The sequence below is a fragment of the Sulfurovum sp. TSL6 genome (assembly GCF_019972115.1).
Classification (GTDB): Bacteria; Campylobacterota; Campylobacteria; order Campylobacterales; family Sulfurovaceae; genus Sulfurovum.
Genome location: NZ_BPFJ01000001.1, coordinates 954,095 through 968,290 on the forward strand (window position 1 = coordinate 954,095; position 14,196 = coordinate 968,290).

Below are 14,196 nucleotides of genomic sequence, written 5' to 3' on the forward strand. Positions count from 1 at the left end.
TAACAAAATTCTATTTTTTCATCTATGTTTCAACACAGCTGTAATATTAAATAAGATATAGTTAAGTCAAATTATAATTGAGAAAGGCAATTATGCATTCATTAACTATCATCTCTATCTTTGTTTTTATCGTCGTTTTAGTTATCTTTCTCGAATATAGAAATGAAAAAAAATATCAGGAAAATAAATGTCAAAAACGTCAAGCACCAACTACTAGTACTAAACGTACCACTTCTTCAGAAGAACCTAAAGTAGTCACTCCTAAACCTACACGAGTACCAAAACCTGAACCAGAAGTAAAACCCGAACATGTAGTGGAGGTCAAACCAGAACCAGAGGTAAAAGAAGAACCAAAACCTGAACCTAAAAAAGAAGTACCTGCAGAAACAAAAAAATTGCCTGAGGCGAATTATCCTCAGTTCACCCATGTTCGTCTAATAGAAATGGGACTTTCAGATGAAGAAGCACAAGAGTTTGTCGGTGAACTTATACCGCAGATTGAAACAGAGATCCCTCTTATAGAAGCAGCCATACAAGAAGGAGATTTTCATAAAGTAGAAAAATTGACACACGGGATCAAAGGTTCAGCAACCAACTTGGGTACAGGTGGCGTCGCAGACCTTTTGAGTGATTATAATACCTATGTAAAAACCGGGACAGATGCTGACATAGCCAAAGCGTACCTCGAACATCTCAAACACTATAATAATGAGCTCAAAGCACAATATGCTTAAGCTCTTAACTTTTTAGCAAACTCCAATGCTTCATCCGTAGGATTTTCTCCTGCAATGATCCTCGCTATTTCAGAAATACGACTCATATCATTGAGTACTTCTACCTTACTGTTCTGCCCTACTTTTGTTACGACAATATGTTGTCCCGCTTTTGCCGAAAGATGCGGCTGATGAGAGATCGCAAAAACCTGGTACACAGATGAGAGTTTATGTATCATCTCTGCTATCGCGATGGATTCATCACCACTCACATTGGCGTCTATTTCATCCAGAATAAGCACACCTTGCTTACTCTTATCCGCAGGGATCGTCGTTGCCATCAGAGCCAAACGTACACGGTTAAATTCTCCTCCACTCAGTGTGGCTGTTTTTGAAGATCCAAGCATCACCTCTATACTGTCCATTCCGCTTTCTGCTAAAGTTCCAGAGGAGAATACAAACGTCAGTGGAGGGAGTTTGAGAGTTCTCAAATACTCTGCTAAAGATTTTTCTAGCATCTTTGCTTCTTTTTGACGTGACTGAGAGAGTTTTGAAGCGATGATCTGTAACTCTGAAAACTCCAAAGCTAAAAACGATTCCAACATACTCTTGTCTTTTTCTATATTTTGATATCCGGAAAGTTCTTTCTCTTTAGATTCTTTATAGGCTAAAGCTTCTTCTATACTTCCATAACGGTTTTTCAGTGTTGTAAGGTCAGCTAGACGATCCAATACTTCTTCTACATTGACCTCTTCGAGTTCATCTGCAAGATTTTCTGTCTCTTCAAAATCAGCACGAAGTTGATTCATTGCATCACTAAATAGTGACCCGTCTTTATCTAAAAGCCTATAGACCTCTTCAACACTTGCTTCTAAAGAAAAAATGTCTGTGGCGCTTGAAAGTGCATCTTTTATCTTGTCAATACGAGAAAGCTGCTGTTTGATCTTGAGCAACTCTTCTTCTTCCCCTGCTTGCGGGTTGATAGAAGCTATTTTTTCTACTTCATACGTAGCATACTCTATGAGTTCAGCAAGCTTTGCTTCATCTTCTTTTATCTTTGAGAGCTCTGAAACTTTTTCTTTATAATTTCCATAACGTTTTCTATACTCTTTTAAAGACTTTTTAAACGTTTTATCTTTAGTTGTAAGCTGATCATCGATCATCTCTAACAGTGTTTCAGACTCAAAGCCGCCTTTGTCACGTACAGACAGATACTTGACATAAGGCAGAAACATTTCACTCAAAGCCTTTTTAGAGATATTTTGCCCATCTATAAAATAACGAAGCTTCTCTTTTTTAAGTGTTTTTAATGTCAGATCATTCTCAAGTTCATAAGCATCACTTTCTAATCCGAGTGGCTTAAGCAAATTCACTTCGCACAGTGCTGCCGCACCTTGCGTAGTGTATCCAAAACTGGAAAGTATCGCAGACATCAGTACAGATTTACCTGCTCCACTGGGTCCGGTTAAAACTACCAATCCATTTTCGAACTCTAATTCTACTTCATCAAAAGTAACAAGTTCACGCATATATAAACGTTCTATCAATTTTCATCACCCCATGAAAGTTTTTCTCTCAATACAGAGAAATAATTGCGTTCTTTTCTATGCAAAAGTTTTGCACCCCGTTTTGCACCCCTGATCACCAGTACATCTTCCGGAACCATCTCATAATCATCTTGTCCGTCTATCACTGCAATGACACGTTCTTCAGGGGAAGAAAGCTCGATCGTAAAATCAGCAGGAACAACTAGAGGACGCTGTGTTAAAGAATGTGCCAATATGGGTGTCATAATGAGTGCCTGTGTCAATGGATACATGACAGGACCGCCTGCTGCAAGATTATATGCAGTTGATCCTGTTGGTGTCGCAATGATCAGTCCATCCCCTTTATAGGTATTGAATCTTTCACCATCAATAGATGCATATATGGTTGCGATCTTCGAGACTACAGGACGTGTGATAACCACATCGTTAAAAGCAAAAAATGGCTCTTTTTGACCATTTTTTCTTTCTATATACCCTTCTATCATCATACGTTCATCTATGCGATATTCATCTCTGATCAGTTGTTCCAAAAACAACTCTACATCATCGATGGTCACATCAGCCAGAAAACCTAAATTGCCTGCATTAATACCCACAACAGGTTTATTATGTCCATGAGAACGACGCACCAGTGAAAGTAAAGTACCATCACCGCCCAAAGAGACTAAAAAATCTGATTTTTCACACATTTTTTCAAAAACCATCCCTTCTAGACCTACCCTCTGCGCTGAACGTTCTGCTAAGATCACAGAAATTCCTTTAGATTCGAACTGTGCCTTGATCCGTTCATAAAGTGTTTTTATCTCTGGGTCATTGGGTTTTAAAATAAACCCTGCAGTTTTTATCTGTGATAATTTTTCATTACTCATCTTTTTCCTGACTCTATTTAAAAAATATAATTGTTAGAGTAGCATAAATGTACTGTTAGTTTTTGAAAATATTTCATATTGCCATATTTTTAAGAGTGAATTTAACCCTAAACTACTTTTTGATATAATCGCGCCATTATAAACAGATAGGATAGTCATGAGAACACATTATTGTGCAGAAGTAAATGAAGAACATATTGGACAGGAAGTTACCGTTGCAGGTTGGGTCTCTTCCCGTAGAGATCATGGTGGACTTATATTCATCGACCTTAGAGACAAAGATGAAGTAGTACAGCTTGTTTGTGATCCAGCAGACAATGCGAATGCGCATAAAATAGCTGAGGAAGTCAGAGATCAATTTGTATTGATAGCTAAAGGTAAAGTACGTGCCAGAGGTGAAGGGCTGGAAAACCCTAAACTTAAAACGGGGAAGATCGAGATCGTAGTTGACGATCTTACTATAGAAAACCGTTCTAAACCTATGCCTTTTGACCTCAATGATGAGAAAGTAAATGAAGAGATCAAACTTAAACACCGTTATTTAGAACTGCGTACACAAAGATCTTACGATATCTTCAAACTTCGTTCAAAAGCAACAATCGCTGCACGTAACTCACTTGATGAACTGGACTTCCTTGAAGTTGAAACACCTATCATTACCAAATCTACACCTGAGGGTGCGAGAGATTACCTTGTACCTTCGCGTGTACACCCTGGTGAATTTTATGCACTTCCGCAGTCACCACAGCTTTTCAAACAACTTTTGATGGTTGGTGGTTTCGACCGTTACTTCCAAATAGCAAAATGTTTCAGAGATGAAGACTTGAGAGCAGACAGACAACCTGAGTTTACGCAAATAGATGTTGAAATGTCTTTCTGTGATCAGGAAGACGTAATAGCAGTTGCTGAAAAACTGATACATAATGTATTTTCAGCATGTGGTTTTGACATTCCTACTACATTTAAACGTATGCCTCACTTTGAAGCGATGGAAAAATACGGTTCAGATAAACCAGACATGCGTTATGATCTGGCAATGGTAGATGTGATAGACATTTTTGAAAGATGTGATAATGAGATCTTCTCAAAAATAGCAAAATCTCCTAAGAAAAACCGTATTAAAGCACTAAAAGTGCCAAAAGGTGATGAGATCTTCTCAAAACGTCAAATGAAAGGTTTTGAAGAGTATGTACGTAAATTTGGTGCCTCTGGTCTTGGTTACTTCCAAATGAAAGAAGATGGTCTTAAAGGTCCACTTGCCAAATTCTTCACTGAAGAAGACATTCAGGCTATCATCGACAGATGTGAGCTTGAAGTAGGTGATGCTGTCTTCTTTGGTGCAGGTGAGAAAAAACTGGTATGGGATTATATGGGTCGCTTCCGTATCTATCTTGCAGAAACGATGGATATCATTCCTAAAGATACGTTTGAGTTCTTATGGGTGATGGACTTCCCTATGTTCGAAGTGGAAGAAGGTAAGGTTAAAGCACTTCACCATCCGTTTACACAGCCAAAATCACTGGATTATGAAGATATCGAAGAGATTGAGTCTATCGCTTATGACATCGTACTTAATGGTACAGAGCTCGGTGGTGGGTCTATCCGTATCCATAAAGAAGAGGTTCAATCAGAGATCTTTAAATTGCTGGGTATCGATGAAGAAGAGGCTCAAGAGAAGTTTGGATTCTTACTTGATGCACTCAAATTCGGTGCACCGCCACATGGTGGTTTTGCCCTAGGTCTTGACAGACTGATCATGCTTATGACCGGTGCTTCAAGTATCCGTGAAGTCATCGCATTCCCTAAAACACAAAAAGCACAGTGTCTTCTTACACAAGCACCAAGCTTTGTAGATGCAGAACAGCTTAAAGACCTGAGCCTTAGAATCAGACAAACACCAACAGCATAAAATAAAGGAAAAAGAAACTATGAAAAAACTATTTTTAATCATTGGCGCACCAGGTTCAGGGAAAACAACTGACGCAAGCATCATCGCTGAAAAAAACAGTGATACTATCGTACACTACTCTACTGGTGATATGCTAAGAGAAGAAGTGGCAAGCGGAAGCGAACTGGGTCAAACGATAGAAAGCTACATCTCTAAAGGTGCACTTGTACCACTGAACATCATCGTCGATACCATCGTATCTGCTATCAAAAATGCTCCTGTAGACAATGTTCTTATCGATGGTTACCCAAGAAGTACAGAGCAAATGACAGCATTTGATGAACTTGTATCTAAAGAAGATGACATTGAACTTGCATCAGTGATCGAAGTAAGAGTAAGCGAACAAGTAGCTAAAGACAGAATCCTTGGCCGTGCTGCAGAAGCTAAACCAGGTGAAGAGCGTTCAGATGACAGCGTAGAAGTATTCTTCGACAGAATGAAGATCTATACTGATCCATTGGCTGAAATTCAAGCATTTTACACTGAGAAAAACTTATTAGAAGTGATTTCTGGTGAAAGAACGCTTGAAGAAGTCGTTGCAGATATGGAAGCATTCGTAAAGAGCAAAATCTAAAACAAACTACCCACTTCTCTAGTGGGTAAACCAGCATCTTTTAACTTTTAGACTATATACAATTTCCCTCCAATTTTCTCAAAATATAACTTAATTTTATTTATTTTATATTCTAAAATTATAAAACAAGATAATATTATACAATTATTAAAAGAGATAATATAAAATAGTTAAATATCCTTTAACATTCAATATAATTTAGATACTATAAAAAATCTACATTAACTAACAAGGACAAGGTAATGAACATAAGAACAACAAGAACATTAGGGAAATTGATCACACTTTCACTCATCACTTCAACGATGATACATGCAACAAACGGAGATAATCTTATCGCTGTAGGTACTAAAGCAAGAGGTATGGGTGGTGTTGGCATTGCTATGAGTCATGGTGCAGAATCTGCATTAAGCAATGGTGCACTTATAACAAGTGTGGAAAGCAATGAAATCGGGTTTGGTGGTACGGTGTTTATGCCAGATATTAAAACAGAAATTAAATCTAGTTTTTTTGCTGATGGTGAGCTCACAAGTGATGCAGATATGAATATGATTCCAGAAGTATCACTTGCACATAAGATCGATGAAAATTGGTACATAGGTGTTGGTATGTGGGGTACTGGTGGAATGGGTACTGATTACCAAGACAATGAGCCACAAAATGCTTCTACTGGAACATTTGGTAACTTTAGAATGGTTACAAACCTTCAACTTATGCAGTTTGGTATACCTATCGCCTATAAAACGGGTGGATTAAGCCTTGCCATCACACCTGTACTTCAATATGGAAACTTAGATATTAATTACGTCATACCAGCAAATGGATTTGGAGCGGGACCAGCTACCGATCAACATATAGGTGCTGGACTGGCACAGGACTTTGGTTTTGGATATAACTTGGGACTTGCCTATGACTTATCAGCAAATGGAGTAGACGGTCTTACTTTAGGTGCAATGTATAAATCTGCCATAGAGATGGATTATGATTATCAACTCACTAATGCTGTTGCTCCATTTCAAGCATTTGGTCCAGCTCTTCCTATAACAGATACACTTGAACAACCTGAAGAATTTGGTGTAGGTATCGCATATAGTATGGGTCAGCACACTTTAGCATTTGATTACACAAAAATAAAATGGTCTGATGCTAAAGGCTATAAGGACTTTGGTTGGGATGATTCTGATGTTTACGCAGTAGGTTATCAATATACAGAAAACGAATGGACCCTAAGACTAGGCTATAATCATGCAGATTCCGCGGTAGTAGAAGTACCGGAGGCAAGACTAAACTTCTTTAACCTTTTAGGATTCCCTGCAACTGCAGAAGACCACTATACAGTGGGTGCTAGTTACGAATTCAGCAGACAGTTTTCTCTTGATCTAGCCTATGTGTATCAAGACAATAATAATGAAACATATGATGTAAGTGCCTTATTTGGACCAGATGCAACTGTAAGCACTGATCATGCAGAAGACAGTGTTTCTTTCCAGTTAGCCTATAAATTTTAATCACTGATCTAACTTTTAGATAGAGATGCTTTAAGCATCTCTTCTAACCTCTTATTTGCATTTAATCTTTATTCTTCTCAACTTCAATGTTAGTATCTATGTTCTTACTTTGTATTGTTTAACTTGTTTTCTACATCTAATATTGTCATCACATCCTGATCTTGAGTGGAAATCATAAGTTGTAGATCCCCGTGTCAAGCACGAGGATGACGTAAATGTACTTTGTTCGCAGAGCAAGGATAATGTAGATCGAAATAAATCTGAAGCAAATCCTTACTCTTTATCGTCTTTTTTCTTTTTAGACTTTTTCTCTTTTTTAGAATCTGACTTATCTTTATTTTTTTCTTCTTTAATACTATCTTGTATTTTTTGATCTTTTGTAGTGTCTAATTGCTCTTGTTTCTTTTCTTCTTTTTCTTTCTGTATCTTAGCCAATTCAAGTTTGAAACTTGTGCCTTTATCTTCTTTGATCTTTAACGCTTTTTCATACGCTTCAATAGCTCTATCCAGGTCTTTTTTCTGAAACTGCTTGTTACCCATGTTATGTAGGTTTATGAAATCACGTTCAGCTTTTGCTTTTTCATATTCGTGATCTATGGCATCTTCAGTCTTTAAATTTAACAATGCTTTTACTTTATCGATCAAGCTGCTTAATGTCATCTTATGCTTCTCATCAGTCTCTGTTTCAGATTTATTAGGGAAGAATGACTTGACCTTATCTATAAATGTAGTAGTATACCCTGTTACTTTATTTTCTTCTTTACTCTCATCTTCTTCATACTCCGAAGTACCTTCTGTCTGTACGAGTTTCTTCTCTTCATCTTCTGTTTCTTTTTTGCGAGGGAAATATGACTTGACATTATCTATCAGAGTGCACCATGTAGTCCTGTCTGTTTCTTCACACTCATATCCTTCGTATAGCAGCGTATCATCATGATGTGTTATTTCTTTCTTATCCTCATCCTTTTCTTCTTTTTTTCTAGGGAAAAGTGACTTAAGATTATCCGTCAAAATACACCATGTACTACTCCGATCTTTATCTTCAAATTCATGGTCATGTGGCATCAAGGCCTTTGCATTATCCATCAATACAGGGATGAAGTACAATGAAACCAGTGTAGCCGCTATACTTCCAAAAATAAGTGCTACACCTAATCCACCGAAGATAGGATCTGTTGCCAGCAATAAACTACCGAGGATGATGGCAATAGCAGTAAGCATGATAGGTTTTGCACGTGTAGCTGTTGCAACGGCTATGGCTCTTTTCTTCTCAAGACCTTCATGGGCGATCAAAGACTTTGAAAAGTCTATCAGCAGTAATGAACTTCTAGCACTGATCCCCATCAGTGAGATAAAACCTATTAGAGATGTCGCCGTAAGAAAGAAATGTGTATCTGCTGCATAGAGTGATATCTTATCAGTGATCCAATGCCCTACAATAACCCCTATTATAGAAAGGAAACTCCCCACAAGAACAATACCGCTTAAAGCAAAAGATTTATAATACACAACCATCAGCAAAAACATCAACACCAAAGCAGCGATAAATGCACCACCCAGATCCCGGAAGGTATCAAGAGATACTTTCATTTCACCATCCCAGCGTATAAGTACTTCATCCCCAGTCTCTTTGTCTACTGCGATCAAATCAAACATATAAGTGTTGATTCCTGGCACTTTACTCAAAGTATATTCATCTTTAAGTAACTCTAGCATCTTTTCTCTGGCTTCAAGTAAAGGATATACTTGACTTACCATATCACATTCTGCAGTGATCGTCACCATATTTTTAAGGTTTTTTCTAAAAATAGTAGGACTGGAGTCCGCACTTTTTACCTCAACTACTTCACTTATAGGTACCATCATTCCTTTATCATTCATAAGCTCTAATGAAAAGAGTTTATTGAGCAAAGAAGTTTCTGTATCTTCGTCAACTACACGTGTTTCATCATCAAGTCTCAGAAATATAGGAATTTGGTCTTGCTGGTTTTTTGTATTTTTCTCAGCTATGGGCATCCCTTTGAACGCAAGATAAATGATCTGGTTGACCTGCTCCACATTAAGTCCGCTTAATATGATCTTTTCCTTGTCCGGTACAAGATTATATTTGGTATAGATGTCATCCTGCATTACATCGACATCAACCAGTCCTTCTGTATCTTTAAGTATCTTCGCGACTTTAGCGGACATTTTTCGTAATGTACTCTCATTTTCATTATAGAGTTCCACAACGATCGTTGCTAAAGTTGGAGGACCCGCAGGCATCTCAATGAATTTGATAGAAGTATGAGGGACTATATTTCCACATTCATTTTGGATAAGAGGCCGTAAACGATGTGCCATCATATACGTAGGTTCATCACGATCATTTTTGTTTGTAAAATTAAGGACTATCTCTGCCTGGTTCTTCATCCTTTTAAGTGCACTTCCCTTGACCAGTCCTGCATAATCAAGCGGTGCCCCCTGCCCCAGATACACCTCCATATCTGTGATCTCTTTTTCTTGTTTCAAATAGTTGACAATACATGTTGTAACGGATTGTGTTTCTTGAATAGATGCATTTGTAGCAGTATCGACATAGATACTCATAGTATTAGCACTCTTCCCTGGAAGCATACGGGCAAGTACCAGTTTCGTAGGTATCATCATGACTGCAGCTCCCATAGAGAAAAGAACAATGAGAGTCACGATCCACTTGTTACGTTTGCTGTTAATGATGTTATAGACAATTTTTTCCATCAATTCTCGTCCTCAACACTCTTTGGATGACTTTCAAACTTAATAAACTTACGGGCTAGATATGGAGCAAAAACATACGCAACAAAGAGTGAAATAGCAAGTGCAACCGGTACATTCAGAGGAATAGGCTTCATAAATTGTCCCATCATACCTCCAACAAATCCCATAGGGATCATCGTAAGCATAATAGCGATAGTTGCAATGTTTGTTGAAGGACCTATCTCATCAGTTGATTGGATGATGATCTCATCAAATTCAAGTTCTTCAGATTCTTTAAGATGCAGTCTTCTATGTATGTTCTCAATCACAATGATCGCATCATCAACGATCAGTCCCAAACTCAGGAGGAATGCAAACAGGGTGATACGATTGATCGTCTGATCGGTCATTAATGCAATAAAAAGTGTGGTCGCAAGTATCATAGGTACGGCAATGGTCACAACCAATGATTCTCTCCAACCAAGGAAAGGTACCAGGATCAATGCAATAATAAGTATAGTGATCTCTAAGTGATGTACAAGTTCATTGACCGCTTCATTCGCCCGTGTACCATAATTACGTGTCACTATAAACCCAACGCCATGGTTCAACAACTTTTCTTTATTCTTTTGTATCTCCTCTATCGCTCTTTGTGCTATATTTACGGCGTTGGTTCCTTTCAGTTTAGCTATGGTCATAGTGATCTGGTCCCCAGCATCACGAAATAGAATCGGTCCAGGTTCTTCTTTATCCTCACCAGAGGCATCTTCTTCTCCTGGCGTATATTCCTGGTAAGTAATGGAAGCTGAATCATAATTTTGGATATCGTAGTTATATTCCACTTTGGCAATATTTTTCAGATAAATAGGTGATCCTCTATACTGGGCAATGATTAATTCATTAAGATCTTCCACATTATCCAAGGCATTTTGCACACCAAAGACGATAAGCTTGCCTTCTGAAGTTCTTGTGTCTATCTCCGGTGCATTCGTGGAAATAGACCTGACAGATTGTGTCACCTGCCCTAAAGAGATGTTATAAGCAGAGAGTTTATGCAAGTCTATCAAGATATTGAACTGTGGTTTCTTCACACCTTTGAGTGTGGTTTTTGCTACATTATCAAGAGCATTAATATCTTGTTGAAGCTCACGTATGATCTTATAAAGATTGATCGTATCGATCTCTTTATTGCCTGCTTTATAAAATGCTACGGTAAGTATAGGGATATCGATATCGATGTCAAAAGGTTTGACCAACGGAGGCATGGTACCTTTGGGAAGTTGATCCATGTTTTGCATGACTTTATCATAAAGTTTGAGGTTGGATTCTTCCCTGTTTTGACCGATAAAATACTGTACGTTGATCATACCAACATTATTCATCGCAGTACCGTAAACATGTTCTACACCTTTAATCTCACGTATACGTCTTTCAAGAGGTTTGATGATAACATTGGTGATCTCACTAGGTGTAGCCCCAGGTATAGCAACGATGATAGAACCACCGCTCACTTCTATCTGAGGATCTTCTTCCCTAGGCATGATCTGCAAAGAGAGAAACCCCAAAAGTAAAATAGCAACAGCTAATACAGGGGTAAGAGGATTACTTAAAAATCCTTTTGCAAGATGTCCGGCAATATTATTTATTTTATACACTTCCATATATAAAGTATATCAGTTCTACGCATAAATATAAGTAGTATTAATCAAATTAGTTATGATTAATCAATGTTTAATTCATAATTATTTCTTTTAGAGTCACTTTAACATTTTCCCCTAAGGCATTTACATTATAACCACCTTCTAAAAAAAATACAAAAGGAACATCTGCACTATCCAATATGAGCCTGACTATGCGTCTTATACCTTCAGTCGTGATGTTAAGCTGTGCCAAAGGATCACTTTCATGCAGATCATACCCTGCTGAAACTAAAATGACGTCAGGGTTAAAGCCTTTGACAAAGGTAGGCAGATCATTTTCATAGATATCGAGTAATTCGATGTCAGTGCTTCCTGCCATCACTGGAAAGTTCGCAGTATATCCACTGCCTTTACCCTCACCTATATCTGATTTGGCACCTGTACCAGGAAATATATAAGCCTGGTGTGAAGAAAAATAAAATACTGAATCATCATCATAAAAAATTTCTTGTGTTCCATTGCCATGATGCACGTCGAAATCTATGATCATCACTTTTTCATACCCTATACTCTGTGCATATCGTGCAGTTATAGCGATGTTATTGAAAAGGCAAAACCCCATGGCTTGTTCTGGTCTGGCATGATGTCCAGGAGGTCTTACGGCACAAAAAGCCCGTTCGAATTCTCCAGATCTTATACCATCCAACGCCACAACTCCTGCCCCTGCAGCCATTCTTGCTGCATCAAAAGAATCACTACTGCAAACAGTATCAGAATCTATACTTCCACCATATGCACATATATGCTTTATATTTTCGATGTGATCAGCAGAATGTACAAGTTCCAGCATATCTTCTGAAGTACTTATAGGAGATTTTAATACCAATGATGGATGCAATGGTTCAATGGCCTTATTAATAGCCTTCAGACGCTCTGGAGACTCGGGATGCATTGCACCCGTATTATGCTGTAGATAGATATCATCAGTTATATATGCTACTTTCATGACACTATTATACTCTATTTTTCAGTAGTGCTATCTCCTCTTTTAATGTTTCTATCTCTTTTTTAAGTCTTGCATTCTCTTTCTTTAAGCTATAGGGTTCTTTATTTTCTTCTTGAACGATAGAATTTTTTACCTTTTTCTCAACATCATCATCTAGTAAAATATAGACGACATCTTTACCGTTTTCTACTACTGTCTCTGTTGGAACTTGACCTGATTTGGTCATTTTCACCACATTGAATATACTTAATTTATGTTTTGCCGCATATGCTTTAATACTTAATTTTTTCATCATGATCCTCACAATTTATTTACTTTACTAAGATATAATAGGACAAATTTCATAAGGATTACCACATGTACATTAAAAAATTAAACCCAATGATGCTATTACTTCTCATCTCTCTTTCTTTTACTCAATTTTCATTTGCAAAACCAGCTGTCCAACTCAATGCAGATGTTGATGCAGCCATCAAAAAATTTGAAAAAGAAGTGGTAGGGGGACCAGAATTTCTTTCAAAAGTCAAAGGTTATCTTGTCTTTCCTTCTGTCATAAAAGGTGGATTTATCTTTGGAGGTGAGTATGGAGAAGGTGCCCTACGCGTAAATGGGACTACAAGACACTTTTATAGTATGACATCCGCTTCCATAGGATACCAAGCAGGTGTGCAAGAGCACTCGGTCCTCATTGCCTTCCTTTCAGAAGCCTCTTTAAACAATTTTATTCAAAGTAACGGATGGGAAGCCGGTGTAGATGGTGCTATCACTGTGGCAGACTGGGGTAAAAATAAAGATATCTCCTCTATCAGTTATGAAAAACCTATTGTTGCATTTATCTACGGTGCAGAAGGCTTAATGTTAGGTGTCAGTATAGAAGGTACAAAATTCCAAAGAATCATACCTAATTAAATTTTTATTTCATTCTTTTGATGGAGATACTCCTCCATCAAACATACTTGCATTCTCTTATCCATACATTTTAAATTCTTCTCATTACCTTCTTTATATGCCTGTTTCTTTTTTATACATTCGTTCTACTTACTTTAATTATCTTTTGTGTTATAATAATATAATACCAATAAATAAGGACAAGTGATGAAAATATTGAAGTATATACCTATGTTATTTGTAATACTTTTAGCATTTACAACTACCTCTATGGCGACACTAAATTCTAAAAGTGAAATTGACAGGGATGCAAATGATGCACTCAGAACATTTTATAAAGAAGTCAAAGGTTCCAAAAAATATTTGGAACATGCGAAGGCTTACCTTGTCATCCCGGACATTAAAGAAGTAGGATTTTTTGTGGGTGGGAAATATGGTGAAGGTGCACTGCGTGTAGGTAACTCCACTAAAGCATATTACAGTATCACCTCTGCCTCTGTTGGTTTCCAAATGGGAGCACAAATGTATAATATGATCATCGCTTTTACTTCTGATGCTGCACTTAATAAATTCCTTCTATTAGACGAAGATGAATGGGAAACAGATGTAGATGGTAAAATAGCTATCGCAGAGTGGAACTCTAAAGAAGAGCTTGATGATGTTGATTATGATGATGATATGGTTGCTTTTATCTATGATTCAAAAGGAATGATGGGTAGCTTTACAATGGAAGGTACCAAATTTGAAAGAATCAAACCCTAATGAAAACTACACCTGAAGGACAA

12 protein-coding genes are annotated in these 14,196 nt (G+C 37.5%); 6 read left to right on the top strand and 6 right to left on the bottom strand.

Annotation, left to right across the window (positions count from 1 at the left end; translation table 11 throughout):
• Nucleotides 1–92 precede the first annotated feature (92 nt).
• Complete coding sequence (locus LDM93_RS04675) at nucleotides 93–734, top strand: Hpt domain-containing protein (RefSeq protein ID WP_223890941.1); 642 nt, start codon at nucleotides 93–95, stop codon at nucleotides 732–734.
• Here LDM93_RS04675 and LDM93_RS04680 read toward each other — a convergent pair.
• Nucleotides 731–2,260 (bottom strand): DNA recombination protein RecN, encoded by a 1,530-nt coding sequence (locus tag LDM93_RS04680; RefSeq protein ID WP_223890942.1) that lies wholly within the window; start codon nucleotides 2,258–2,260, stop codon nucleotides 731–733. The two genes, LDM93_RS04675 and LDM93_RS04680, sit on opposite strands and share 4 nt — an antisense overlap.
• The gene (locus tag LDM93_RS04685) at nucleotides 2,257–3,129 is read right to left on the bottom strand and encodes an NAD(+)/NADH kinase (RefSeq protein WP_223890943.1); all 873 of its coding nucleotides are present in this window, start codon (nucleotides 3,127–3,129) and stop codon (nucleotides 2,257–2,259) included. The genes LDM93_RS04680 and LDM93_RS04685 overlap by 4 nt, the downstream gene beginning before the upstream one ends.
• Nucleotides 3,130–3,286: 157 nt before the next feature.
• On the opposite strand from LDM93_RS04685, the gene aspS reads away from it, so the two are divergent.
• From aspS to LDM93_RS04700, 3 genes are all read left to right on the top strand, one after another.
• The gene (aspS, locus tag LDM93_RS04690) at nucleotides 3,287–5,038 is read left to right on the top strand and encodes an aspartate--tRNA ligase (RefSeq protein WP_223890944.1); all 1,752 of its coding nucleotides are present in this window, start codon (nucleotides 3,287–3,289) and stop codon (nucleotides 5,036–5,038) included.
• A 19-nt stretch (nucleotides 5,039–5,057) separates the two neighbouring features.
• Nucleotides 5,058–5,651, top strand: coding sequence for an adenylate kinase (locus tag LDM93_RS04695; RefSeq protein ID WP_223890945.1), 594 nt, complete (start codon nucleotides 5,058–5,060; stop codon nucleotides 5,649–5,651).
• Between the two features lie 242 nt (nucleotides 5,652–5,893).
• A complete protein-coding gene (locus LDM93_RS04700; protein WP_223890946.1) occupies nucleotides 5,894–7,159 on the top strand; it encodes an OmpP1/FadL family transporter in 1,266 nt (421 codons plus the stop codon).
• Between the two features lie 273 nt (nucleotides 7,160–7,432).
• Here the strand turns inward: LDM93_RS04700 and LDM93_RS11325 are convergent, their stop codons facing one another.
• From LDM93_RS11325 to LDM93_RS04715, 4 genes are all read right to left on the bottom strand, one after another.
• Nucleotides 7,433–9,898 carry an efflux RND transporter permease subunit gene (locus LDM93_RS11325; protein ID WP_255586207.1) on the bottom strand — a complete coding sequence of 822 codons (2,466 nt, stop codon included), beginning with the start codon at nucleotides 9,896–9,898 and terminating at the stop codon, nucleotides 7,433–7,435.
• Nucleotides 9,898–11,538: an efflux RND transporter permease subunit gene (locus LDM93_RS11330; RefSeq protein ID WP_255586208.1), complete on the bottom strand. Its 1,641-nt coding sequence runs from the start codon at nucleotides 11,536–11,538 to the stop codon at nucleotides 9,898–9,900. The genes LDM93_RS11325 and LDM93_RS11330 overlap by 1 nt, the downstream gene beginning before the upstream one ends.
• 70 nt (nucleotides 11,539–11,608) lie before the next feature.
• A complete protein-coding gene (locus LDM93_RS04710) occupies nucleotides 11,609–12,523 on the bottom strand; it encodes a histone deacetylase (RefSeq protein ID WP_223890948.1) in 915 nt (304 codons plus the stop codon).
• 7 nt (nucleotides 12,524–12,530) lie between these two features.
• Nucleotides 12,531–12,815, bottom strand: coding sequence for a hypothetical protein (locus LDM93_RS04715; RefSeq protein ID WP_223890949.1), 285 nt, complete (start codon nucleotides 12,813–12,815; stop codon nucleotides 12,531–12,533).
• Between the two features lie 65 nt (nucleotides 12,816–12,880).
• Here LDM93_RS04715 and LDM93_RS04720 point away from each other — a divergent pair, with 65 nt between their 5' ends.
• Entirely contained in the window at nucleotides 12,881–13,432 is a 552-nt protein-coding gene (locus LDM93_RS04720; protein ID WP_223890950.1) for a YSC84-related protein, read from the top strand.
• 186 nt (nucleotides 13,433–13,618) lie between these two features.
• Nucleotides 13,619–14,173: a YSC84-related protein gene (locus tag LDM93_RS04725; RefSeq protein ID WP_223890951.1), complete on the top strand. Its 555-nt coding sequence runs from the start codon at nucleotides 13,619–13,621 to the stop codon at nucleotides 14,171–14,173.
• Nucleotides 14,174–14,196: the final 23 nt, after the last annotated feature.